The sequence below is a fragment of the Prevotella merdae genome, from assembly GCF_900290275.1.
Classification (GTDB): Bacteria; Bacteroidota; Bacteroidia; order Bacteroidales; family Bacteroidaceae; genus Prevotella; species Prevotella merdae.
In genome coordinates this window covers 1-25,509 of sequence record NZ_LT985328.1, presented here as the reverse complement: position 1 = coordinate 25,509, position 25,509 = coordinate 1, and the positions used below count along the sequence as shown (strand labels likewise).

Sequence of the window (25,509 nt, the reverse complement as noted above, 5' to 3'; positions counted from 1 at the left end):
CCGCCACTTTCTTTCATGAGCCGAGGAGCGGAAAAGAAAGTGGCAAAGAAACCGTCTTGCCCTTATCTGCGATGCTTGCAAAAAAACAAAGGACAGCCCCCAATCAAAAGGACTGTCCTATTTTTATAAAACCTTATTCTATGGAGTAAACAAGAGCAGATACTCCATTTTTCTTCTTCGCTCGATGGAAGGCACTATCTTTCCATTCCACCTTTTGAAGTCCACATAGTCACGATAGATGTTTCTGTTGCCACTTCGCATCTTGGCATACATCCGGCTTTTCATCACCTTTCCACACCCCACATTGTAGGCAAGTGTAGCCAAGAGCAGCGAGTCACGACCGAAGCCACGGAACATGGCGCAGAGTTTTCTGAGGTCAGAGCGCAGCAAGGCATCGGCTTGCCGTTCCGTCATTTTTGGAGAGAACCGCTCGCCAGGCAACAGCTTGTGCCCATATCCGACATAAGGATGGTGCTTCGGTCCGTGCAGACCCTCGTACTTCTTGATGCAGGCGACAGCCAATTCAAAACGTGACACATGACAAACTCGCTTTATCGCCCCTTGCGTCTGGGCAGACAAGCTGCCCGACACAAGAAGCAAGGCTAACAATATCATCAACCTCATACGCTACCAAGTTTGTTGGCACTTCTCGCAAACTCTTCCTCCTCATCAGTATCGTTGAAACTGAACTCCATTTCGTATGACTTGCCGAAGTTGTCCTCCACCACCACTGTCAGCGTCTGTGTCTCCGTGCTTGCCGAGGTATAGTAAAGACGGAACTTCTCGTTCTCCAACAGATAGCGGTCGTTTGGCTGGAACACCGTTCCGTTCTCCATTCTCAGCGAGCCTTTTCCGTCATGCTGAAAATAGCGGATGGTGTAGATGGTGCCGTCAAACTTTCCCTCCGCCTTCAACTCGCAGCGGATTTCAACGGTCTGTCCACGCACAATGTCCTTTGGCACAGGCATCGTCTCCACCTTGAATGGATACGACTGCTGAATGTCCAGCTCATCGCTGCACGATGAAAGGATTACCGACACGGCACACACGAAAAGGAATGCCAACATGCTCACTGATTTCTTGATTTTATTGTTCTTCTTCATTGTCTTGATGTTTTTGAATGATTGTTACTTTCTTGTCTTATGGCTCATCAGGTACTCGTTCAAGTCCTTGTAACCTGTATATAGATGCGAATGGTCAATGACCTTATCTCCATATCGCTTTTGCAGTTCAACACAGGCATTCTCGCCTGCCTCGTCATTGTCCAAATGACAGTACACTTGTGCATAGCCATCTAAAAGTTGATGCACCTTTTGCATATTAGCCACCGAGTTGAGGACAATATGATCCTCACCACGACCTATGCCGAGAATTACGGCAGAGAGGAAATCCATAAAACCCTCGTACAGATGGCAGACATTGCTATTTCTGCCAATGAGAGTGATGTCCTTTGGCGACACGCAACCTTTGAAGAAACGGTTGCGTATCTCGTAGCCATAGCTGTTGTTCTTGAAACCGACAGCAAAGAACTGTTTGCCATTGTATCGGTATTCCACCTGACAGCAGAAACGGCTCGCCACGTCAGCCGATATGCCACGCTCCCGCAAGTACTGCCTAAGAGCAGGATGACTCAAAGACTTTTCCACAATATCACTAAAGGGATTTCCTTTCGCCTTCACAGCCTTTTCTTCTGTTCTTTGATAATGCGGAAACGATGTCGGGAAGCTGCCACCAAGCGTTTCAGATATGAACTTGGCTTGTGCCACAAACTCATTGCTGTTGATGAACTCCCCTGCGAGGTGTTTGATTTCATTGATGTCCATAGGCTTGATTGCAATCAACAGGCACTTTTAGATGTTGTTGAAGCTATTGATTAGAAAATATTTCTACTTTTGATGTCGGTTGGAGGTATTGATTACAATCACCAGCCACTTTTGGCTTCATTGAAGCCATTGATTGCGATCAACACATACTTTTATATGTCGCTGGGACTGTTGATTGCAATCAATGGTTACTTTTAAGAGCTGTTGGAGGTTTTGATTCAAGTTTCTTTGTCCACAAAATATAAAATCCCCTGTTGATTACTATCCCTTGGTACTTCTTGTACCAAAAATCCCCAAAAACGAGTAGCGAAATAGATTTCAACAGTCAAAAACCATCTTTTTCTCGCAAGATTGCCAATTTTTCGCAATAAGGTTGCCGTTTTCTCGTTTATTTTTATATCTTAGCAATCGCAATCGGAGAAATCCGACGATGCACAAAACGATTTGTCAAATTTAAATCCTTAACATCATGAAAGAGATTTACGACATCAACATTCAGCGCATGAATAACGGTGCGCATTTCACGTTTGTAAGTAACATTCTTGCACGTGCCGAAGCAGACACTGCCGTCAAAGGCAAGGCATCGGAACTTGTCAGTAATTTTAAGGCTGCCGTTGCAGCAGAGGACGAAGCCTTGAAGATTTCACAGAAAAGTCTCTTGACTGATGAGATAGCCAAAGCAGACAGCGACCGTGATGCCCTTTATGCTGGCTACAAGAAAGCAGTTGAAGGCTTCCTCGCCATGCCTATTGCAGACATGGCACAGGCTGCAAAGATTCTTTCCCAGCACATCAAGGACTACAAGATTAATACTGCCGACCAACTTGACAAAGAGACAGGTCTTTTGGTCAACTTCATTTCCGACCTTGAAGATAAGTACGCTGCACAGGTAGCAAAGTTGGGCTTAACAGCATTCGTTACCAACTTAAAAGAAGCAAATGAGCGTGTAAGAACTCTTACCTTGCAGCGCACCAACGAGAAAATAGGTATAACAGTTGGAGCATTAAAAACTGCTCGTACAGCAAATGATGACGCTTACCGTGCTTTGGTAAAAATGGTAAACGCCCTTGCCCTCGTCTTTGGTGAAAAGGATTATACGGCTTTCATTGACTATGTGAACACAGAAGTTGCTCATTACAAGCGTGAGGTACTTGGTCGGAAGACTTCCGCTCCATCAACTTCTGGTAGCTCGGCTGCGGGTTCGGGAAGCACAAGTACACCAAGCAGTGGCGGTTCTACATCTGGCACAGGCTCATCTTCAAGCGGTGGCTCTACTTCGGGCGGAAGTTCATCTTCTGATGGGGATGATAACGTTATCGAGCTGTAGTAAATCAGAAAAAGAATATTCAATGCTGCTCTCTGTAAGTTGGGAGCAGCATTGAATGCGATAAAAACATAAAAAGGAAAGAAACAACAATTAATAATGAATTCAAAAGCAAAACCATTCATCAAATGGGTTGGTGGAAAAGGACAACTCATTGAACAACTGGAAGCAAAGCTCCCAGCTGACTTTGATAATTGGGATGATGCGACATATATAGAACCATTCGTTGGCGGTGGTGCTATGTTGTTCTACATGCTGCAACAGCATCCAAATATCAAACATGCCGTAATCAACGACATCAACAGCGACTTGATTACCTGTTACAAGACAGTGCGTGACAATGTGGAAGAGTTGATTCCTGCGTTGCAGGACATCCAAGCGCAATATTATGACTTACAAGATATGGATGCCAAGCGTGAGATGTTCATGGCTGTACGCCAACGCTACAATGAGAAGAATCTTGACCCGATAGAGAATACGGCAAAGTTTTTCTTCCTAAACCGCACCTGCTTCAATGGATTGTATCGTGTAAACAAAAAAGGCTTGTTCAATGTTCCTTGCGGAAAGTATATGCAGCCACAGATTTGTGATGAAGATACACTTAGAACAGATAGTGAGTTACTGAAGCGAGTGGAAATCTTGGAAGGTGATTTTGAGAATACTTTGCTTTACGCGCAGGGCAAAACATTGTTCTATTTTGATCCTCCGTATCGTCCACTTAGTGACACATCAAGTTTTAATGACTATACAAAAGAAGCGTTCAACGATGATTCACAAGTCAGATTGAAAGAGTTCTGCGACAAAGTAGTTGCTGATGGACATAGCTTTATGTTGAGTAATTCTGATTGCAAAGGAAAGAACGAAGCAGATAATTTCTTCGATGTCTTATATGCTGATTACTATATTGATAGAGTTATGGCTTCTCGTAATGTGAATGCAAACGGAGCAAAACGAGGAAAAATTTCAGAACTGTTGGTTCATAATTACCTCAACACCAAAGACTGGCAAATGAACAATATTAGCAAACCCAAGCCACAACATGTGGCTACAAGACAGAAAGCTTATGCTTAAAGATTTCGATAAATTCATGTCTCAACTCAAAGAGACAAACCAAACATTAGACTTCTTCTGTGACTTTGAAAAAATCTCACAAAACGTGGAGGATATAAAGTTGAGCCTGTGTATGCTTAACAGTCTCATTGGGACATCAGACTTACACAAAAGTGTTGAAACAATATGGAATAGGGATAAGAATGCCTTTTCCGTTATGGACATATTGGTGGCAGTCCGTACTCGTGACAAGAAAAAGATACTTGATTCTGTTGGAAACTGCGTTCCTTTGGAAAGTATGTTTACCTCTGTAGATTCTGTAATGACATTTTTGACTGAAACAGGACTTGGAGAGGTTCTTCAAAGTCAGAAAGTGAAAAATCTTGTGGACTATGTCTTTGGCATAGAAACGGGATTGGACACGAATGCAAGAAAGAACAGAAGCGGACACGTTATGGAGAATACGGTTGCCAACATTCTTACCAATGCAGGTGTTCAATTCAGACAAGAAGTTTATTCGAGAGAATGGTCTGCAATTACAGAAGTTTTAGGAGATGATGAAAAGCGTTTTGATTTCGTTATTGAGACCTCATCAAAAGTTTATCTGATTGAAGTAAACTTTTATAGTGGCGGTGGATCAAAACTGAATGAGGTTGCACGCTCATACTCTGATATTGCACCGAAAATAAACTCCGTTGAGGGTTTTGAGTTTGTTTGGATTACAGATGGCATAGGTTGGAAGTCTGCAAAGAATAAATTGCAAGAGGCGTATGGTATCATACCAAGTGTGTACAATCTAACATCAATTCAAGAATTTATAAAATCGATATAAAATGGAACTAACACCTAAAGATGTTGCATGGAATAAAATCTTCGAGCAATATGACATCCTTAGTCATGACTTCGAAGCAAATCCTTTTATTCTGAGTTCAGAACAAATAAAAAGGGCATGCAAAGCATTTGACAAGACTTCACAAAAAGAGCCTCGTCTTCTTTGCAAACAAGATACAAGGGAGGACAGACCTTATATCTTTATAGAAAACGGTTTGTTCATTCTGCCTCAAAAGAATAAATTCTACTATATCTTAAAAGGTGAAGGGTATGTGGACATTCCAGACATAACATCTGATATTCAAAACTACGAAAGAAAGTTGGACTTTGAATTAGAAAGCTCACGAATTGGCGATTCTGAAATGCAGTATTTGGACTTTGCTTACGCAAATTCCTTGATTAGAACATTTATGAATGACCCTTCGTTAGTGTTGACTATTCGTGGGAGAAAATATACTCCAAGTTTTAAGTTTAACATTGGTAACTATAGGCTGGAAGTTGAAAGCGTACAAACAGAAGTTGATGCTGGATATGAAGGGAAAGCATCCATTGTTCTCATAGAAGCCAAAAACACCTCAGCTTCCAATACGATAATTCGTCAACTGTATTATCCATATAGGCAATGGCAGATTAATACCACAAAGGAAGTTTTGCCTGTCTTCTTTGAAAAAAGAGTTATTGATGGTGAGAACATATTTTATATTTGGCAATATGCCTTTACAGACAGCAATAATTACAATAGTATCAAATTGATGAAATCCGGACGCTTTAGAATCATATAAGAATGTCATTACAAGCGTATTATAAATCACAGAGAAATGATTTTCTCATAGCCAACGGCGATTGCTTCAAACTTCTCAAAGAGTTTGATTTCAAGTTCGACATGATATTTGCCGACCCTCCTTATTTTCTCTCCAACGGTGGAATATCGTTGCAGAGCGGTAAGGTCGTGTGTGTGGATAAAGGTGAGTGGGATAAAGGTAAGTCGCAAGATGACATCATGGCATTCAACAGGGAATGGTTGCGTTTGTGCCGTGACAAGTTGAAGGACAATGGTACTATATGGATAAGTGGCACTTATCACAACATCTTTTCCGTGGCAAACTGTTTAACTGAACTTGGATATAAGATTCTGAATGTAATCACATGGGAGAAAACGAATCCTCCTGTAAACATCTCCTGCCGATATTTCAAATACTCTACTGAGTTTGTTATTTGGGCAAGAAAGATGCAAAAAGTTCCACACAAGTTCAATTATGACTTGATGAAAGAACTGAATGACGGTAAGCAAATGACTGATGTATGGCGAATGCCAGCTATCGGTCGTTGGGAAAAGACTTGTGGCAAACATCCGACTCAAAAGCCTTTGCGCTTGCTCGTCCGACTGATTCTTGCTTCAACCAATCAAGGCGATTGGATTCTTGACCCTTTTTGTGGCAGTTCCACAACTGGCATTGCGGCTAATCTTTGTGGACGTAGATTTGCAGGAATAGAACAAGAAGAGTTTTTTTGTAAACTTAGCAAAGCAAGACGTGAAGATTTAGAGAATCTTGAAAACTATGATAATCTTCTAAGTCATATTGAAGATTTACATAAATTGCAAGATTGCTCTATGGTGAACGAAGATATTGGTGGTAACATTCTAGTCCCATTTTAACAATCCATTCCGTCAAAATATTCATCCCAGACAATATCAACCGTGAGTTCTTGAAATGGAGATGGGATAACTATAACGGAGTATAAACTTTAATGACAGAAATAAGGGCGCAGAACATTTATGCTCCCTTATTCTTTACATAGATTTTAAGTAATAACATACACAATGAATAATTTGATTGATATAAACGCGAATTTAAAAGTTATAAAAGAGATTAGTCCATACCTATTAAAAATGAGAGAAAATGCCAATGCTGCATATAAAGCAAGTTGTGATGATTTTGTTCGCATGGCTGATATGCTAAGTCTTTCATTCATGCAGAAGATAGAATCAAGCACGAATCTATATTATTCTGTTTTATCCTCATCAAATTTGATGGGTAAGATTGTGGATATAAATTCATTATATACATTGTATCGTAGCTTATTGGAAACTTTGATATATTTTCACTATGGTTTTGTCTTGCCTAATAATACAGACGAGAAAACTATGTCGATTTTACTTTGGAAAATTGCAGGATTGCAGAATTATATTAATACGCAAGATAATATTCCTGAGGAAATACAAAAGAAGACTATCAAATATGTTGAAGATTATAGAAATACAAAGAATAAAATCTTAAAAATTATATCCAATTATAAGTTTGATGATGAAGGCAAAAAGTTAATAAAAAGCTTCAACAAAGAATCATATAAGTTTACCAATACTCCTTACATAATTAAATTATCAACAGGAGAACTGAGTTCTATTCATAAATTGACAATTACAGAGGCTACTAACTCCTATTTCTCAGATAAGGATACAGAGCGGAGAGCCTTAATTATTCGTAAGGCTCTTGATACTAATCCTGGTCTCTCAGCTAAGGAAATAGAGGTACACGACCTTTACACAATATTGTCTGTTAGTGCTCATCCGTCATATTTAGGCTTGCAGAGATATGCAGAAGCTTTGTATTGTGCGATGAATAATGACTTAAAAAAGATGAATAACCATTTATCTATAATATTTAGGGGTATTGTTATTTTAGGCTCATGTTTCCATGATGAATATAAAAATTTTCTCGATAATTTTGAAAATCAATAGTCCTCGATGTAAGGCATCACATGCGTGCCTTGCTCGTAATACTGTCTGACGAGGTGGTTCATGAAGAACGACTTTCCACTTCCCGATGGTCCGAGCACGAACTTGTTGCGGTTAGTTGTCACGCCTTTCCTCATCGGCAGGTCGGAGATGTCAATGTGCAGCGGCTTGCCACTGATGCGGTCTGCCATCTTGATTCCGAACGGTGAGGGAGAATCCATATAGTTGGTTTCCTCCGTGAAGAGACATACCGACTGCTCGATGAATGTATGGAAACTCTCCTCTGACGGAAAATCACCCTCGTTGCCGGGTATCGCTGCCCAGAAAAGTGTCGGACAATCCACCGTATTGTGCCGTGGTACACATTCCATACTTGCCAACTGACTGCCCACATCATTGCGAAGATGCTTCAACTCTTCCATATCCTCGCCCCATGCCAGGACATTGAAATGGGCACGGACAGACTGCAAGCCTTGTGAGTGAGCCTCGTTCAGATACTCGTCAATCCATTCCTTGTTGATGGCGTTCTGTCGGCTGTACCTTGACAGCGAGTGCATGTTGCGTGCGGTCTTCTCGAACTTCTGCAAGGTCTCGTCACTGTTGTCGATGAAGACATACTGGTTATAGATATGGTTGCAGGACAACAGCAAGCCAACTGGGGCGGCAAAGGAAAGTCGGCAGTCACTTCGGTCAGTGGACAATCGCTCAAAGCGGTTGTCCGTAGATACTTCCGTTGGCAGGTCTTCCGTTTGCGACAAGGTATGAAGGCATAGGTGTTTGTTTCCGATACGCATACCACTTGCAGACAATTCCATATCCTCCAAACATTGCACGTTCTCCGTGGAGAGCGAGAGGTACTTGCCTACAAGTCCAGTTGTTCGTTCCGTGCCTGTGATTTCATCATCCGTCAGTCTGCGTAAGGAGATATAGCCGGAGTCGTTGATGATTCTTGCGAACTGCTCCACGGCATCGAGGAATCTTGCGACCGTTTCCTTGTCCTTGATTCCCTTGGGGATGATATGCCCACGGCACAAGGTGGAAAAATTGCTCTGGTGTGCCATGCGCTCCTTGGAGGTCTTGGTGAGGAACAGGTAACACTGGTGATGCAGGTAAGGACGCTCATTGAAGTGTCGCTCATAGCTTCTTGACAGAAAGCTCATGTCGCTATTCTGCAAGTCCGGCGCATAGTTCTCTTTCACGAACCAGTCCTGCTTGTGGACAATGCTGTAGTCGGGCAGCACCTTGATAGCCTTGCACCATACGGCATGTACCGACTCATACTCCTGCGATGTAACCGTGAAGATTTCGGGGAGTGTCACCTCGTAGGCGACCGTGATGTCGCCATCCTTGGAGATGATGCAGCCTTGCTCCACGGCAAGCAGCGGAAACTTGCTCTCAAGGGTGCTTGATTTTCTGATATTTCTCATTCTTCTTTCTTTTTATGTTTGAACATTCGGTTTGTTTTCCTTCGGTTGAGGATATAGCGTGGATGGCTCTTGGCGGCAAGGAGCTTCATCAGTCCATGCTCTCCGTACTTGTTGTTCAGGTGGAATGTTCCCCATACAAGCAATGATCCGAGCGTGAGACCCAAGCCGATGCAGACCAGTTGGTCCGCACCTGCCATATAGAGGACGACCACAAGGAAGAAGACGGCAAACAGTCCACCTGCGAAGATGAAGAGGTACTGTGCCTTCAGTCCCTTGAACTCAACCGAATGACCGATGCCCTTGTTGATTGGGTAGTCAGCCATAAGTCTTATACCTTATTATATTATAGGAAGAATGAGCGGAGGATGGTTGCGCTCACGATGAGGAAGATGCAGGCTCCGAACCAGCTTGCGGCAGTCTTGCTCGTGTCCGGGTCGCCCGACGAGAACTTGCCATACACCTTGATGCCTCCGATGAGACCTACCACGGCACCGATGGTGTAGATGAGTTTCGTTCCTGGATCGAAATAGGAGGTCACCATACTTGTTGCCTCGTTGATACCTGCAAGTCCGTTGCCTTGCGCAAATGTCTGTGATACGGCTGCGACAATCATCGCAGCAAGAAGAATGATTCTGTTTTTCTTGTTCATAAATCGTTTTTTTCTGTGCCTTGGGGATTGGATGGTCCCGGCTGGCGGTTGATACTTTTGTTTACTCATGCGGCATGATGCCGACTTGTGGATTCAGTGGCGAGCTGAGATTTTAGCCGTAGTCTTTCTTTTTCATTGGTGTACTTTAAAATTATTGTTAGAGGCGATATGCCTTGAGTCCCTCATCAAATGCAGCCTTGATTTCGGCAGCATGGATAGCAAAATGCTCGTTGATGATGTTGTCTATGAAACTTGCTACAGTAGCCTGTCCTTTACCAACCACATTCACAAACTTCATAATTCTCTCGTGTGTCTCTTCTTTGATGCAGACTTGCTTACCGTTTCTTGCAGTAAAGTCGGCTTTGGACATAAACTTGTCTATATACCCAACTCTTTTTTCTGCTTGGGATGACACTGTTACATTTACAGTGGACTGAATACTGATGTATTCCTTTGTCGCACCATTCTTTCTTTTTCTGTTTCTTTCCATTGTTCTCTAAATTTTATTGTTATACAAAATCGAGGATATTGAAGTCCTCTATGCTGTCTGGCACTTTAAACTCCTTCTTTGGCTTGGACGTTTCTTCTATCTTGTGAGTTTGCAGGTAGAAGGTGACAAAATCATGAATGTTTTTCTTGCACTCCTTGCTGTTCTCCATGAATTTCTCATAGAATTGGTTACCATCCATCTCGTGGAAGACCTTTCCTGCATGTCGTTTCTCCTTGTCCGTAGCTTTTGAAGCCTTGACCGTCTTCACGGCTGTATCTATGTCCTCAAAACTTGTTCCTTTTGCTTGCGGTACATCGGCATCGTCCTCATCGTCTGAATACTTCACACCGACATCTTCTATGCGGACATTTGTAAACACATCATCCAGTAGTTCATCAGGAATCCTTGCCGTGTTCTTTGGTGGATCCTCGAATGTCACGTCATTCTCAGACACAGGCTCTGACTCAGTTTGCTTCTGTACCGTTTCTTCTTTCTTTCGCAGTTGGGACACTTTGAAAAGGCTTTTGCCTACAAGTGCCATCGGGTCGATGGGTGGCTTTTCCTCTTCTTCCTTATTGTTCGCAACTTCAAGGAGCAACTTGTTGTAAAAATAGATAGTCCAGACATTGAATGCAACCAAAACTATCATGAATATACTTTCCATTGTCATGCTTATTCCTTTTTATTTGTCATACATTCCAGTCATCTATCTCTTTTCTCAGCAAGCCGTTGATTTCTTCCTGGTTCTCTTCAAGATGTCTCTCAAGAATAAGGTCGATATAACCACCAACTGTCAACTCATGCTTTGCGAGCACACTGACAATCCTCGAAATTCTCTTGTGTATCTCACGACTGATATAAACGCATTGACGAGTCTTTATCTCGTTTCGTTTGAGAAATGCAGCATCATAACTTTCAGAAGAAACCTTGGATGGCTTGCGTGGGGCTGCAGGCTTATCCATCTGTGAACGTGGATTTTTCTTTTCACCCTCTTCTTTCTCTTCGGTATCCTTCACTGGGTTTTGGGAAGCTCCGTCAAGAATGGATGCCGTTGTCGTGCCAATCTTGCTCTTGCCAATAGAGGCAATGAGCAGATTTTCATCTATTGCGTCAGTGTTGATTTTTCTGCTTACCATAGGCTCATGTCTTTATGATTTCACAAATCTCGTCGGACAACTCCTTGATGCCACTCCCTCGCAACAGGTTTGGGTCTGATGGAAAGATGGTGGAACGGAACACTGCCTTTCTGTTCTCCGACAGCTCTCTTCTGAAACGTTTGCTGTCTGGCAGTCGTGTGTTGAGAACCGAATAGTCGAGAGACTTGAACATACCTTCATATACATCATACAAACTCGTTCGTTCTCGTTTGTCAACCATTGTCCAAAAGAAAGCAAGTTTCTTGGTGACCGACCAACCCTGTGTCAAAAAGTTGTCGTGGAACAACTGCATGAAGCTCATTGCGCTTTCTACAACAAAGCGGTCTGCGCTGACGGGTACAAAGATGTAATCCATCTGAGACAAGGTCTTCATGACGCCCTCACTTTTGATAGTCCCAGGCATGTCAAAGAAGATGAAGTCAAGTTTAACCTCTGTTTCATTCAACACTGTCTCTGCGTCGTCAAGCGCATTGACTGCATTGCTTCTCGTTACGCTGAAGGACTTCTTGCCCAGCTTTTTGAAATGCTCACAGGCTTGCGCCTTGAAATAGTCGCTGCTTTTGATGAGTTCCAGTTCCTCGTCTCGCAGGTCTGCAAGGTTGTATTGTGTTTCGTCACAATCTATGACCGCCACATTGTAGCCCTTGACATTGTGAAAGTAGTTGGCTACAAGAGCCGTGATGGTGGACTTTCCTATTCCACCTTTCTGTGTCGCGAATGCAACAAATCTTGTTTTACTCATATCTTTAACTTTTTAAATTGTTGATAACTCACTTCTATAATATTCTGCCAATTTAACGATGTGGACACATAAGAGTCCATGTCTATAATTCATTGTTTCATTATGGAGACCTTGAACCATTGCAATGCTTTATCATTTCCATACGACAGTACGACAGTGAATCAGTAAGTCTGTACGTCAGTAGCGCATCATTGATGCAAGGCGATACTGCAATAATGACAGATTTATTCACTTCTACAAATGCTTGTTTCACCATATTTTCAAATCATTAGTTCGATGTTTACGGCTGCAAAGTAACAACGAAAAATCCGAAAAACAATGGTTTTCAAATCCTGTGGCAGCATGTTGCCGATAGTTGCAGTGGTTGTCTGGGGTACATCTGTTCCAAGGGCGCTTTTTTAGCCGTAATTTTGCACCCGAAAGGCAAAGCGATGGATAGCGCATCCATATCGTTCCGAGATGAACTAAGGCTTGATGCTCCGCAAAGGACTGGATTTCCCGAACAGCTTCCATTCGGGATGGGGACGGCTTCTTACCAAGGCTAACTCCAATCCACCCTAAGCGGATTTTTATGTCCTCAAAGACATAGCAAGGTATGTTTTGAGTTACTCAAAACCTTTGGAGTTACTCTCCAAAGACCTTGCCCTGCCGGGTTGGTAGCCTCTCCGAAGTCGGGCTCCCCATGTTCCAATCTGACGATAGTTTGCGCAATTCCATTATTGCCGCATATACCACTTAATCCATTTTATATGAACACAGAAAGAAAACGAGGGGGACGAATCCCCAAGCTGAACCCGAAGTCGCACCATGTGATGCTTCGGTTCGACGATGACGAATGGATGAAATTCCTCGTCATGTATGAGCAGACTGATGTAAAGGCAAAGGCTGTCTTTGCCAAGGCACGCATCTTCGGCGAGCCGTTCAAGGTGCTGCGCGAGGACAAGACACTGATGGAATACTACACCAAGCTTTCCTCTTTTCACTCGCAGTACCGAATGATTGGCAACAACTACAACCAGGTTGTCAAGGAACTCCGTTGTCATTTCTCAGAGAAAAAGGCGATGGCTTTGCTCTATAAGCTGGAGAACTGCACCAGGGAACTGGTCTCTCTTACCCGTGAGATTGTTGAACTAACCCGTAAGTTTGAGGAAAGATGGTCGCAAAGATAAGTTTCGGAAGTTCATTGTATGGCGCACTGGCATACAATGGTGAGAAGATTAACAAGGAAGAGGGAAAGCTCTTGGCAACGAACAAGATCTTCGATGATTGTTCGGGAAAGACGAGTATCACCAACGCCTTGCGTGATTTTCAGCGATACCTTTCTCCGCACATCAGAACAGAGAAGCCTGTCGTGCATATCTCCCTGAATCCGCATCCTGATGATGTGCTGACGGATATGGATATGGAGAACATCGCACGGGAATACTTGGAGCGCATGGGATATGGCAACCAGCCATACATGGTTTACAAGCATGAGGACATTGACCGTCATCACATGCACATCGTGACCATCCGAGTGGATGAAAACGGCAAGTGTTTGGATAGCCGATACAACTACCATAGGAGCAAGGCTATCACCCGTGACTTGGAGGAGAAGTACAATCTCCACAAGGCAGACCGCAAGCAACGCCAGGCAGACAATCCACTCCGCAAGGTGGATGTAAGCCAAGGCAATGTGAAGAAGCAGGTTGCCAATACTGTAAAATCACTCTGCACTACCTACAGGTTCCAGTCCTTGGGCGAGTACCGTGCACTTCTCTCCTTATATAATATATCCTTGGAGGAAGTCAGAGGCGAAGTTGGCGGTCGTGAGTATCATGGTTTTGTCTATTCTGCCACGGACGGACAGGGCAATAAGGTTGGAAATCCTTTCAAGGCTTCCAAGATTGACAAATCTGTCGGTGTGGAGGCAATAGAAAAGCGGTTCGCTTATTCTGCCAAGAAGTTCAAGGAGGACAAGAAACTCTCCGAGATGACCAAACATAGCGTAGAAGCAGTGTTGAAACAGACGTACCATAAGGATAAGTTCGTTGAACTGCTGAAAGCAAAGGGTATTGATGTTGTTTTCCGACATACAGCTGACGGCCGTATCTACGGAGCAACATTCATTGACCACCGCACCCAAAGCGTGTTCAATGGTTCAAGGCTTGGAACGAATCTTTCTGCCAATGCCTTGCAGGAGCACTTCACCTTACCTTACGAGAATGAGCAGCCGATACCACTTACCATTCCAAAGGAAGATGGTGCAATCTCAGAACAAGAGCGTCACGATTCCGGCTTGTTCGATGAATACGGCAGCGGTCTTGGACTTATGGCTGGTGGCGGTCCTTCAAATGAAGCACAGGAAGCTGCATTTGACAGGGAGTTGCGCAGAAAGAAGAAGAAACGAAAAGGGCGAAGTCTTTAATCGTGTTATCAAGGTTGACTTTCTTATGCAATGGAGAAAGTCAGCCTTCAATCAAAAACAATTTGTATAACTTCAAAACAGAAAAAACAATGGCACAAGAAGACGATTTGAGAGCATTGGGAAAAATCATGGATTTTCTCCGTGCCGTGAGTATAATTCTCGCTATTATGAATGTGTATTGGTATTGCTATGAGGCAATGCGCATGTGGGGAGTGACAATCGGGGTTGTTGACAGAATCCTAATCAACTTCAACCGTACAGGTGGCTTGTTTCATTCCATTCTCTATACCAAGCTGTTTTCGCTTCTGCTCCTGGCACTCTCATGTCTGGGAACCAAGGGCGTGAAAGCGGAAAAGATGAGTTGGAACAGGATTTGGACGGTTCTTGCTGTTGGCTTCTTCTTGTTCTTCCTCAACTGGTAGATATTATTGTTGCCTATATCTTATTTGGGCAATGCCACGCTGTACATATTTACAATGACAGCGGGTTATATCTGCCTGTTGATGGGAGGACTCTGGATGAGCAGACTCTTGAAACACAACCTCATGGAGGATGTGTTCAATAATGAGAACGAGAGTTTCATGCAGGAGACCAAACTCATGGAGAATGAGTATTCCGTCAATCTGCCAACACGCTTCTACTACAAGAAGAAATGGCAGAGAGGATGGATCAACGTGGTCAATCCGTTCCGAGCTACCATCGTGTTAGGTACACCAGGTAGCGGTAAGTCTTTTGCTGTAGTGAACAACTACATCAAACAGCAGATAGAGAAGGGTTACTCGATGTACATCTATGATTTCAAGTTTCCCGACCTTTCTACGATTGCCTACAACCACATGATGAACCATCAGAATGGATATAAGGTCAAACCTCAATTCTACGTTATCAACTTCGATGATCCTCGCAGAAGTCACCGCTGCAATCCGATTCACCCGGATTTCATGAGTGACATTTCTGATGCTTATGAGAGTGCATACACCATCATGCTTAACCTCAACAAGACGTGGGTTCAGAAGCAGGGCGACTTCTTCGTGGAGAGTCCGATTATCCTCTTTGCAGCCATCATTTGGTACCTAAGAATCTACAAGGACGGAAAGTACTGCACCTTTCCCCATGCCATCGAACTGCTCAATCGCAGATACGAGGATGTGTTTCCGATCCTGACGAGCTATCCCGAACTTGAAAATTATTTATCTCCGTTCATGGATGCCTGGCAAGGTGGGGCGATGGAGCAGTTGGCGGGTCAGATTGCAAGCGCAAAGATTCCGCTGTCACGAATGATCTCACCACAACTCTATTGGGTGATGTCCGCAAGCGAGTTTACACTTGACATCAACAATCCCGAAGAACCGAAGATTCTATGTGTCGGCAACAATCCCGACCGTCAGAACATTTATGGTGCAGCACTCGGCTTGTACAATAGCCGCATCGTGAAACTCATCAACAAGAAGGGACAACTCAAATCATCCGTTATCATTGACGAGTTGCCGACCATCTATTTCAAAGGCTTGGATAACCTGATTGCTACGGCAAGAAGCAACAAGGTTGCCGTCTGCTTGGGCTTTCAGGACTTCTCGCAATTGGTCCGTGATTATGGAGACAAGGAGGCTAAGGTGGTTATCAATACGGTAGGTAACATCTTCAGCGGTCAGGTCGTTGGCGAGACCGCTAAGACTTTATCCGAGCGTTTTGGAAAAGTTCTCCAAAAGCGTCAGTCCATTTCCATCAACCGTCAGGATGTCTCTACATCCATCAATACCCAGATGGACAGTCTCATCCCGCCAAGCAAGATTAGCGGTCTTACCCAAGGTATGTTTGTCGGCTCTGTTTCCGACAACTTCACCGAGCGCATAGAGCAGAAGATCTTCCATGCCGAGATTGTCGTTGACACCGACAAAGTAAAGCGAGAGGAAAGCCATTATCAGCCTATCCCTATCATCAACGACTTCAAGGATACCAATGGCAATGACTGCATGAAGCAGACCATACAGGACAACTACAACCAAATCAAGGAAGATGTCAAGCAAATAGTCAAGGATGAGCTGGGGCGTATCGCCAACGATGAGAACTTGAAGCACTTGATACAGAAATAGCAATAGGCATAATACGAATTTAGGCAGTAACGTACCAGCGTTTTGGTTTCGTTACTGCCTAAAATAATACCAAGTATGATACCTTGTTATTCGTTATCGTTTATAAATTCTGAAATCCTTTCCATTTTTCAGGAATATGCAAGTCAAAGTCCGCTTTTTCAAGATGTACAACATCCGGCAACAAGCATTGCTTGAAACGTGTCTCATACTGTTTCATGTGAAGAGGCTTTCCTGCTCCCATTGCTGCCAAATTGCTTGAATACTGATGTGGAGGAAAATAGATGAAAACTTTATGTTTTGCTTCTGTTGCCAATTCGATTGCTGGTATCATATCGCTATCTGCTGATACCACAATCTGCAAATCACAATTATTTTGATAAGCATCAGCAACTATTTGAGTTGCAATTCTAACATCGGTTTCTTTCTCTTCATGCGTATGAATGACGTTGCCACATCTGAAACACGTTATTTCTTTCTTCAAGTATTTGCCCAAAATCAATTTGAATTTAGGATTTTCCTTGTTAGCTTGAAAGAAAGCATTTTGTCTTAAACTTTGGTCCAAATCGTCAGGCTTGGCAGAAAAATATTTGACCGCAACCAATTCTTGGTTCGGACGCATAAAAGACTCAAACAACTTTACGATGTCAAGCCAATAATATTTCTTCCATTTCGCATTGTGCTTTAAGCCAAAATAGAAATTGAAGCCGTCTATGTAAACAATTACACGTTGTTTCTGTTGTTCCATACGTTAGTATATTAAAAAATAAGCCACCCCTTAAAAGGAGTGGCGAGCCTTAGTTTTTTCCACCTAAGGGTGATATTGTGCTGCAAAGATATGTTTTTTATTTCATATCTCCAAATATTTTGCTAACTTTTTCATAAAAGCAAGATGATTTCTTCGATTTTATTGCTTTTGAGTAGCTTTTATCGTCTCATTCTCTCCAATTCATCATCCTTTCGCATTTTGTCGTTCAACTTCTCCTGCATTCTGTCAAGGAAGTAAGTACGGCTATGGTTTTTGCGCCTTCTGATGTCGGTGTAGAAACGATAGCAGTCCTTTGCTTTGATACCAAAGAACTGGTACATGGCTTGCGCCAAGTCCTTGAACTTCACATCGCCATCATTCACGCTTCCCATGACGCAGATGCCATATACCATTTCTACAAGGTCAACGGCATTGCCAGTCCATTTTACTAATGGCTTTGATTCTGATGATACTGGCGGGGAAGCTTCTGAAGTGGATGTGGTCACATGAAGATGATATGTTGCTGCCACATGCTCTTGCATTCTGCGGACAAATGCAATAGCCTTGCGCACATACAAGCCTATGGTTCCCAAACAATCCTTTATATGGGGCATTGACAGATGAAAGTCAAGCTCGGTCTCTGCGTATGAGAGTGCAAAGACCGCTTGCTTCACGTTGGTGCTGCATAAATCAACCACAACCTTGATAAACTCACGATATGAGTTCTCCAAAGCGTTACCACCTTTGTTCTTATGACCTGCATTCAGCAAGTTGAAAAAATCAGTCTCTAACAATATGTTGTATTCCATGTTGCTGTCTCTTTTATGGGTTTGTACTAATTTGATGTTTCTGTGCGCACATCATTTATTAGTCCAATACCTATGCCATTCCAAGACAGTCTAAACAATTGGATGATGATATTTCCTGATAATCAGCAACTTTATCAAGAGAATAAGATTTTCACAAGGAAATTGCAAGCAGAAATAGTGTAAGGAAAACTGGACACTCGTCCAATCTTCCTTACACGGTTCTTATACCGTTACAACTTGTTCGTAGAAATACCATACTCTTTCATACGGGCATAGAATGTAGTATGGCTCATTTCCAACATTTTTGCCGCATCACGCTTGATGCCATTGCATTGCTTCAAAGCCCACAAGATACGCTCTCGATTGATCTTGCGTTCTTGTTCATCAAAGTCCAAAGCCTCTTCTGTCAATGCCGATTGTGACAACTGCAAGTCCTCGACATCTATTATCTCATTCTCGCATAACAGCATAGCTCGCATGATACATGATTTCAACTCACGCACATTACCTGGCCATGTATGGCTTACAAGTGCCCTTTGCGCTTCCTTACTGATACATTTTATTTCTTTGTCCGTATGCCTATCATATAGTTTCAGAAAGAAGTTAGCTAATGGCATAATATCTTCCTTGCAATCCCGCAACCGTGGAATCTCAATAACCGCTTCGTGAATTCGATAATACAGGTCGCTTCTGAATCGTCCTTCCCGAACTGCCTCTTGCAGGTTTTCATTGGTGGCGGCAATAATGCGCACATCAGCCACTTTGTCTTTTGTAGCTCCCAATGGTCGGTAGCTCTTGGATTGCAACACACGCAGCAGCATCGCCTGTACGTCTTTCGGCAGGTTGCCTATCTCGTCCAAGAACAGCGTACCTCCAGCAGCCAATTCAAAGTAACCTTTTCTTGCTGCCTCCGCACTTGTGAATGCTCCTTTCTCATGCCCGAAGAGAGCGGAAACGGCAAGTTCCGCAGAAAGCGTACCGCAATCTACTACTTCAAAAGGCTTGTCGGCTCTTTTGCTTTGCAGATGTATCTTTTCCGCTATATGTTCTTTGCCTGTTCCGTTGTCTCCCAATATCATAACAGCCATGTCGCTTTTGGCAAACAATTCTGCCATTTTGTATATACGGCGAAACTTCTCACTTTTGCGGTAAACAATCTTGTTATTCAACTCTACGAGTCGTTTCTGCTTGTCTATGATTTCTTCCAAACGTTCATAAACTACATCAAGCAACAATTTCTTCGGTATATAGTCTTCCGCTCCCAATTTCATAGTCCTCACGGCACTCATGCTTTCATCGTAAGATGTCATGATAATAAATGGATTCTGGTAGCCGTTACTACGCATCCATTCCAACAGGTCGATACCGTTATCATTCCCCAAGCGCATATCCGAAATGACAACATCCCATTCAGAGGATTCCATCACAGCTTTCAGACCATCTCTGTAATTGTAGCATAAGATTGTTTTCCATCCCTTCGCTTCCAACTTCTTGCCCAACATATTGCAAAATGTCGGGCTGTCTTCAATGATTATTACTTTCTTCATGCTGTTACCTCCTCAATTTTCTTTTGTGCGGCTTTGATGATTGCCTTACCATGTGCGAAAACATCCTCAACCGCTTGGTTGATAACGTCGTCTGATGATGTGGAATCTTCAATCAGGTCAAAGAGATGGTTCAAAGACTCGTCAGACTGTACCATCATCCACGAGCTTCTTGCGTGGTGAATGGCATCGGACATTTTCTTGCGGTTCTCCTCTTGGGCTGCATTACGGATACTGCCCAATGTATCAGTCATTTCCTTTACGAAATTCTCCAAAGTCTCTTTTTCATTGCCGTAGGTCAGCAACATAGAAAAGTCTATTTGTTTTTCTGCTATCTTACCATTCACACACTTTCTGGCAGTGTTTATCAAATCCTTGTCAGACATCGGCTTGAACAGACAAGCGACAAATCCTGCGTCAAGCAGTTCTTGCTCACTCACATTTGGTGCTGCTGTCATAACGACAACAGGAATGGTCTTGGAGTTACGCACGTTCACCATACGCATCATTTCCAGAATCTCGATACCGTTCACTTCAGCCATCTTCAAATCCGTTATCAGCAGATCATAAGATTTTTTGCGCATCATATCCAATAAATCCGTGGCATTATTACAAGTGTCACATACGATGCCGTTCGATGCAAATGCCTCACGGATGGTACTCAGTTGCACATGGCTATCATCAATGGCAATGACAGTAAAAGAATCTTGTCGTTTCGTTCTATACTGAGTTGATTCCACATTCTGCTTTTCGGCTGCAGCCATAGGAAGACTAATGGTAAAGATACTTCCAAGCCCTTGGTGACTGGACACATCGATTTTTCCTTTCATCAGTGAAACGAGGTTCTTGACAATGGAAAGCCCCAAGCCAAATCCCGGTTGGGTGACCGCATTTCCCAATCTTGCAAATTCCTTGAAGATTTGTTTTTGTTGCTTGTCGTCCAATCCTGTTCCTGTATCCTTAACCTTTAGCATGAACACACCATTCTTATAGGTTGTGGACAATACTATCTCACCCTTTCCAGTATATTTGATGGCATTGGAAAGCAAATTGCGTCCTATTGTAAGCACCTTTTCCTTGTCTCCATTGACAACACCATCTGCCTTATTGCTGACGCTCAATTCCAGTTGCTTCTTCGCAGCAAAGGGCTCATATTCCATCTTTAATTGCTCGGCTATGTCCATCATACGGAAAGGGCGTTCCTTGACGGTCGCCTTTCCGTTCTCTAACTTGGAATAAACCAGGAAACTGTCTATCATAGAAGTCAAGCCTTTCGATGTGTCAACAATCAAGTCGGCATACCGTTTGTTTTCATCCGTAGCATCTTCAAGTCCACTAATCTTGCGAGCATAATCCTTGATGGCAGACAAGGGGCTGCGCATCTCATGCGTTACAGTCAGCATCACCTTTCTTGTTTCTTCCTTGCTCTTACGTGTCTTGAATGCGAATCGCCACACCAATAGGAATAATACGAAAAATACCAATATCAACAATCCTATCATCCCTATATAATAATAGGTATAATTGCCTTCCAAGTCTGCGATTTGTCGCTCACGAACTTTGATGCCTTTATCCACATTCTCATCAGCTATGCTGATTACTCTTTGCAACTGCTTATTGATACCTTCATTTCTGTTTCCAAGACTATCCAATATCTCCACTACCTTACAGCTTTGCTGGTGATGTTTAGCAACAACCGTTTGGTTTAGGTTGGTGAGCATCTTTTCAGTTTGGTTTAAACGGTTGCCTGTTGTTACTGCATTTTCTTTCTTGCCGAACAATCTGCTGAAGAAACCTCGCTTCTTTGGCTTTGCCTGCTGTGGCATAGCTGAAAGTCTTTTGCTTTCATTCTTATTCAGCTCTACAATTCTTGGAACTTCTGCGGTCAGCTTTTCTTGAGTGTCATTCAGTTCCTGCATAGCATCCTTTATATCCAGAAGGAGCTGTTCCTTTTCTGCAAGAAGACGGCAGATCGTATCAGAATCTTCTTTCGGACAAATACCTGCGATGCCTTCAAGCATACTGTCCACTTCCAATCGAAGCGAATGATACTCATTTACATCTGTTGAGTCCCAATCCGCAACCATTTCACCAAGCAGTGACAATTCCGTTATGTGCAAGTTTAAGTCATGCACATTCTTTCGCCACTGATGCAGTTCTGCATTTCTACACTCAATCTCCTTTCTGTCGCGCCATTCAAATAGGCCGATTACAATGGTACATCCTACGATGACGATGGCAGTCATGATGCCTAAAGCCATCCATCTACAGATATGCCCGGTCTGTTCTTTGCGTTCCATATTGTTACTATTTTTGAAATTACTGATTCATTTTGATACTGTTTTACACGTTTGAGCCGACAAGGATAAGGCGCAGAACACCACAATAAAGAATTTGTGCAGTATTTATAACAACTTTTATGTTATATGGATACTTGGCTAATAGGACTGACTAATTCTTTACTTGTTTTTTTGCATAAACTTTGTGTTGATTTTTTAATACTGTCAAAAACAAAAAGGGCTGACTCCCTAAAGTGAAATCAGCCCCAATTTTACACAATGTGCCATTTGGATTAGGCATAACATTATGTTCTACAAACTTAATAAACCATATAAGAGAAAACCGATACCTGCTACGTATCGGTAATCCACAACTATATCAGCTTTCCATTTATCGGTCTTTACTTTCTTATGGAAAGATACCCCCATATCATTGCAAACAGAAAGGATGTTTTTTATAATATCCTCTTTTTCCATATCTATTTCATTTATGTAAATTCCATGCCACTCTGAAAATGAAGAGAGTGGCATGGAATTTTTACTTCGTCTTTACTCCAATTCAATAACTTCTCCATCTCCGTCGGAAGATGAGCTTCCGCCAGACGTAGAGCCACCACTTGAAGAAGAGCCTGTTCCAGATGAAGAACCGCCACCACTTGGTGTGCTGCCCGAATCCACAGCCGAGCTGCCCGAAGTAGAAGGTGCGGAAGCCTTCTGACCAAGCACCTCACGCTTGTAGTGAGTAATCTCGGTGTTCACGTAGTCGATGAACGAAGTATAATCCTTTTCGCCAAAGACGAGTGCAAGGGCGTTTACCATTTTTGCCAAAGCACGATAAGCGTCATCACTTGCTGTACGAGCAGTTTTTAATGCTCCAACAGTTATACCTATTTTCTCGTTGGTGCGCTGCAAGGTAAGAGTTCTTACACGCTCGTTTGCTTCCTTCAAGTTGGTAACAAAAGCGGTCAAGCCTAACTTTGCAACTTGTGTGGAATACTTGTCTTCAAGGTCTGTAATGAAATTAACCAAAAGACCAGTCTCCTTGTCGAGTTGGCCAGCGGTGTTAATCTTGTAGTCCTTGATGTGCTGTGCGAGAACCTTTGCAGCCTGTGCCATATCAGCGATAGGCATAGCAAGGAATGCTTCAACGGCTTTCTTGTAACCAGCATAGAGGGTGTCACGGTCGATGTCAGCCTTGGCAATATCATCAGTCAAGAGACTTTTCTGTGAAATTTTCAAGGCTTCGTCCTCTGCGCTGACGGCAGTCTTGAAATTACTGACGAGTTCTGCGGCCTTGCCATTGACTGTTGTGTCAGCCTCGGCACGTGCAAGAATGTTACTTACAAACGTGAAATGCGCACCATTATTCATGCGCTGAATGTTGATGTCGTAAATCTCTTTCATGATGTTAAGGATTTAAATTTGACAAATCGTTTTGTGCATCGTTGGATTTCTCCAGTTGCGATTGCTAAGATATAAAAATAAACGAGAAAACGGCAACCTTATTGCGAAAAATTGGCAATCTTACGAGAAAAAGACGGTTTTTGCCTGTTGAAATCTATTTCGCTACTCGTTTTTGGGGATTTTTGGTACAATAAGTAACAAGGAATAGTAATCAACAGGGATTTTTATATTTTGTGGACAGAAGAAACTTGAATCAAAACTACTAACGGCTCTTAAAAGTAACCATTGATTGCAATCAGCAGCCCCAATGACACATAAAAATAGGTCTTGACTGCAATCAATGGCTTTAACGAACCTAAAAGTGCCTGTTGATTACAATCTACACCTCCAACGAACATCGAAAGCAGAAATATTTTCTAATCAATACCTCCACCAAGCCCCAAAATGGCTATTGATTGTAATCAACACTTCCTTTTTGTTCTTGATAAAATAGCGACATAAAGCTATCTATTGCTAATTGCCGCTATTTTCTAATTTCAGATTTTCACCTTTGAAAAATGCTGATGTTTATTGCGAATATCAGCATTAGCAACAACCTCTACATTGTCCGTATTCTTTTCCTCTTCTTTGCATTCTTTCTCGGTCGGCGGTGCAAGTTCAAGCTGTATTTTCCTGTCCAACGCCGCCAGTTCCGCTTTAAGACCTTTCAGTTCTTCCTCTTTCTTCCAAGTCTTGTCGCCGATGTGTACTTCCATACCATTCTCCAAAACGACATGCCCATAATAGTACATGTCGATGTAGCTAATGTTGACGATGAAAGAACGGTGAATGCGCTTGAACATGTTCGGGTTCAACTCTGGCTCAATGTCACCCATAGGACAAGATTGAGTGTATCGTTTGCCGTCAACCATGTGGATAATACAGTTGTCCTTCATTGCCTCAATATAAGCAATGTCAGTGACGGTGATTCGCTTGCATCCCATACCGCAACTAATCAAGAATACATCGGTAGGGTACAAACACTCGTTTGATGCTTTCATTTCTGTTTTCATAACGATTTTGTTTTGAGCACCTCACGATTGACGCAAAGGTACTTCAAACCATGAAAACAGGTAGCACGAAACCACCACACTGCCATATTATCCACCCAACAGGTATCAAGACACGATGAAGGGTCTATACGCCCACCTCTCATCGTGGCATATAGACCCTTGTCGTTTCCCGTGAAGTGCGGGTGAATATATGTTACTGAGCACATTATACTCCTGCCCAGCTTAGGAGTAAAACTTCGGTTAATGTTCGTTGCGGGCGGAACTTTTCCGCCCGACGGTTTACTGCTTCCTCAAGGTAGGCAATGCTCCGTTAAGTTCGTAACGCCACTTTGAGCCTACGTTCTGCAAGGCGGTGTTCATGGCATCAACGGCTTTCTGCCAGGTAACGACAGAGCCGTCCACCTTCGTGGCTTTGGTGCTTTCCCTATTGTAGCCGATGCCTTGTTCATGATTGTTCTTCCAGTAGCAGGCGGTCACGGTGGTGTAGTTATTTCCCAAAAAGCCGCCGATATGCATATAGCCAGTGCTACTACCCGTACTGGTTACGTTGCCCGTGGCATAGCAGGCAAGGAGGCTGCTTCCTGCGTTCATTCCCACCAGACTGCCGCCAGCGATATTCTTTTTGGGGTCCATTTCTATGATCACGTCGCCTGTGGCATAGCAAGCGGTCAGGGTGGCATTCGAATTCGTCTGACCTGCCACGCCGCCGACATCGACCATTCCCTTCACTGTGGCCGAGGAACTGCATCCGGTGATGGAACCGTCTATTTGAGCACCCACCACACCGCCGACATACACCGTGCCGCTGACGCTGCCCGACACCGAACAGTTTTCAATGGTGCCCCAGCTATATCCTGCCACGCCGCCAATACTGCCGCCATATATTTGATTGCTTGTTATCTGTACGCCCTCCATCACCACGTTCTTCACCGTACCAGCTCTATTG

25 protein-coding genes and 2 pseudogenes are annotated in these 25,509 nt (G+C 43.1%); 9 read left to right on the top strand and 18 right to left on the bottom strand.

Features of this window, described 5'->3' with window-relative positions:
- Window positions 1–138: 138 nt before the first annotated feature.
- From C9991_RS15825 to C9991_RS15815, 3 genes are read right to left on the bottom strand one after another with little or no spacing between them, the layout of a single operon-like run.
- Window positions 139–624 carry a lysozyme gene (locus tag C9991_RS15825; protein WP_106813449.1) on the bottom strand — a complete coding sequence of 162 codons (486 nt, stop codon included), beginning with the start codon at window positions 622–624 and terminating at the stop codon, window positions 139–141.
- Window positions 621–1,112 carry a DUF3872 domain-containing protein gene (locus C9991_RS15820; RefSeq protein WP_438269231.1) on the bottom strand — a complete coding sequence of 164 codons (492 nt, stop codon included), beginning with the start codon at window positions 1,110–1,112 and terminating at the stop codon, window positions 621–623. Before C9991_RS15820 ends, C9991_RS15825 begins: the two co-directional genes overlap by 4 nt.
- 15 nt (window positions 1,113–1,127) lie before the next feature.
- Window positions 1,128–1,823 carry a toprim domain-containing protein gene (locus tag C9991_RS15815; protein WP_106813447.1) on the bottom strand — a complete coding sequence of 232 codons (696 nt, stop codon included), beginning with the start codon at window positions 1,821–1,823 and terminating at the stop codon, window positions 1,128–1,130.
- A gap of 469 nt (window positions 1,824–2,292) precedes the next feature.
- Here C9991_RS15815 and C9991_RS15810 point away from each other — a divergent pair, with 469 nt between their 5' ends.
- The 6 genes from C9991_RS15810 to C9991_RS15785 all read left to right on the top strand — a co-directional run bounded on the left by C9991_RS15810 (window position 2,293) and on the right by C9991_RS15785 (window position 7,768).
- Window positions 2,293–3,150 carry a DUF6261 family protein gene (locus tag C9991_RS15810; protein ID WP_198643841.1) on the top strand — a complete coding sequence of 286 codons (858 nt, stop codon included), beginning with the start codon at window positions 2,293–2,295 and terminating at the stop codon, window positions 3,148–3,150.
- 96 nt (window positions 3,151–3,246) lie between these two features.
- Window positions 3,247–4,218 carry a DNA adenine methylase gene (locus tag C9991_RS15805; protein ID WP_106813446.1) on the top strand — a complete coding sequence of 324 codons (972 nt, stop codon included), beginning with the start codon at window positions 3,247–3,249 and terminating at the stop codon, window positions 4,216–4,218.
- Window positions 4,211–5,029 (top strand): type II restriction endonuclease, encoded by an 819-nt coding sequence (locus C9991_RS15800; RefSeq protein ID WP_106813462.1) that lies wholly within the window; start codon window positions 4,211–4,213, stop codon window positions 5,027–5,029. Before C9991_RS15805 ends, C9991_RS15800 begins: the two co-directional genes overlap by 8 nt.
- 1 nt (window position 5,030) lies before the next feature.
- Window positions 5,031–5,810, top strand: coding sequence for a type II restriction enzyme (locus tag C9991_RS15795; protein WP_106813445.1), 780 nt, complete (start codon window positions 5,031–5,033; stop codon window positions 5,808–5,810).
- Between the two features lie 2 nt (window positions 5,811–5,812).
- Window positions 5,813–6,685 (top strand): DNA-methyltransferase, encoded by an 873-nt coding sequence (locus tag C9991_RS15790; RefSeq protein ID WP_106813444.1) that lies wholly within the window; start codon window positions 5,813–5,815, stop codon window positions 6,683–6,685.
- 165 nt (window positions 6,686–6,850) lie between these two features.
- On the top strand, window positions 6,851–7,768 hold the full coding sequence (locus C9991_RS15785) for a hypothetical protein (protein ID WP_106813443.1): 918 nt from the start codon (window positions 6,851–6,853) through the stop codon (window positions 7,766–7,768).
- A gap of 14 nt (window positions 7,769–7,782) precedes the next feature.
- Here the strand turns inward: C9991_RS15785 and C9991_RS15780 are convergent.
- From C9991_RS15780 to C9991_RS15750, 7 genes and pseudogenes are all read right to left on the bottom strand, one after another.
- Window positions 7,783–9,192: pseudogene (locus C9991_RS15780) on the bottom strand (TraG family conjugative transposon ATPase); the annotation flags it as partial.
- Window positions 9,189–9,515: a DUF4133 domain-containing protein gene (locus C9991_RS15775; protein ID WP_106813441.1), complete on the bottom strand. Its 327-nt coding sequence runs from the start codon at window positions 9,513–9,515 to the stop codon at window positions 9,189–9,191. The pseudogene C9991_RS15780 and the gene C9991_RS15775, both read right to left, overlap by 4 nt.
- Before the next feature lie 20 nt (window positions 9,516–9,535).
- Window positions 9,536–9,841 (bottom strand): DUF4134 domain-containing protein, encoded by a 306-nt coding sequence (locus C9991_RS15770; RefSeq protein WP_106813440.1) that lies wholly within the window; start codon window positions 9,839–9,841, stop codon window positions 9,536–9,538.
- A 157-nt stretch (window positions 9,842–9,998) separates the two neighbouring features.
- Entirely contained in the window at window positions 9,999–10,331 is a 333-nt protein-coding gene (locus C9991_RS15765; RefSeq protein ID WP_106813439.1) for a DUF3408 domain-containing protein, read from the bottom strand.
- Window positions 10,332–10,350: 19 nt separating this feature from the next.
- On the bottom strand, window positions 10,351–10,995 hold the full coding sequence (locus tag C9991_RS15760) for a hypothetical protein (RefSeq protein ID WP_228112596.1): 645 nt from the start codon (window positions 10,993–10,995) through the stop codon (window positions 10,351–10,353).
- Window positions 10,996–11,020: 25 nt separating this feature from the next.
- Window positions 11,021–11,467, bottom strand: a complete 447-nt coding sequence (locus C9991_RS15755) for a DUF3408 domain-containing protein (RefSeq protein ID WP_058320843.1) — start codon at window positions 11,465–11,467, stop codon at window positions 11,021–11,023.
- Between the two features lie 4 nt (window positions 11,468–11,471).
- Window positions 11,472–12,230, bottom strand: coding sequence for a ParA family protein (locus C9991_RS15750; RefSeq protein WP_106813437.1), 759 nt, complete (start codon window positions 12,228–12,230; stop codon window positions 11,472–11,474).
- A 749-nt stretch (window positions 12,231–12,979) separates the two neighbouring features.
- On the opposite strand from C9991_RS15750, the gene mobA reads away from it, so the two are divergent.
- From mobA to mobC, 3 genes and pseudogenes are all read left to right on the top strand, one after another.
- Window positions 12,980–13,399, top strand: a complete 420-nt coding sequence (gene mobA / locus C9991_RS15745; protein WP_106813436.1) for a conjugal transfer protein MobA — start codon at window positions 12,980–12,982, stop codon at window positions 13,397–13,399.
- Window positions 13,384–14,637 (top strand): conjugal transfer protein MobB, encoded by a 1,254-nt coding sequence (gene mobB / locus C9991_RS15740; protein WP_106813435.1) that lies wholly within the window; start codon window positions 13,384–13,386, stop codon window positions 14,635–14,637. Before mobA ends, mobB begins: the two co-directional genes overlap by 16 nt.
- Before the next feature lie 89 nt (window positions 14,638–14,726).
- Window positions 14,727–16,730, top strand: a pseudogene (gene mobC, locus C9991_RS15735) (conjugal transfer protein MobC).
- A 100-nt stretch (window positions 16,731–16,830) separates the two neighbouring features.
- Here the strand turns inward: mobC and C9991_RS15730 are convergent.
- From C9991_RS15730 to C9991_RS15695, 8 genes are all read right to left on the bottom strand, one after another.
- Window positions 16,831–17,475 (bottom strand): NYN domain-containing protein, encoded by a 645-nt coding sequence (locus C9991_RS15730; protein WP_106813434.1) that lies wholly within the window; start codon window positions 17,473–17,475, stop codon window positions 16,831–16,833.
- A 179-nt stretch (window positions 17,476–17,654) separates the two neighbouring features.
- Entirely contained in the window at window positions 17,655–18,284 is a 630-nt protein-coding gene (locus C9991_RS15725) for an RteC domain-containing protein (RefSeq protein WP_106813433.1), read from the bottom strand.
- Between the two features lie 230 nt (window positions 18,285–18,514).
- Entirely contained in the window at window positions 18,515–19,831 is a 1,317-nt protein-coding gene (locus C9991_RS15720) for a sigma-54-dependent transcriptional regulator (protein ID WP_106813432.1), read from the bottom strand.
- The gene (locus C9991_RS15715; RefSeq protein ID WP_106813431.1) at window positions 19,828–22,128 is read right to left on the bottom strand and encodes a hybrid sensor histidine kinase/response regulator; all 2,301 of its coding nucleotides are present in this window, start codon (window positions 22,126–22,128) and stop codon (window positions 19,828–19,830) included. Before C9991_RS15715 ends, C9991_RS15720 begins: the two co-directional genes overlap by 4 nt.
- Window positions 22,129–22,419: 291 nt before the next feature.
- A complete protein-coding gene (locus C9991_RS15710; protein ID WP_157949511.1) occupies window positions 22,420–22,584 on the bottom strand; it encodes a hypothetical protein in 165 nt (54 codons plus the stop codon).
- A 72-nt stretch (window positions 22,585–22,656) separates the two neighbouring features.
- Window positions 22,657–23,511 (bottom strand): DUF6261 family protein, encoded by an 855-nt coding sequence (locus tag C9991_RS15705; protein ID WP_198643840.1) that lies wholly within the window; start codon window positions 23,509–23,511, stop codon window positions 22,657–22,659.
- A gap of 536 nt (window positions 23,512–24,047) precedes the next feature.
- Window positions 24,048–24,563, bottom strand: coding sequence for a LytR/AlgR family response regulator transcription factor (locus C9991_RS15700; protein WP_198643839.1), 516 nt, complete (start codon window positions 24,561–24,563; stop codon window positions 24,048–24,050).
- Between the two features lie 279 nt (window positions 24,564–24,842).
- The coding region (locus tag C9991_RS15695; RefSeq protein ID WP_303645131.1) for a GLUG motif-containing protein at window positions 24,843–25,509 on the bottom strand (667 nt) is incomplete at its 5' end.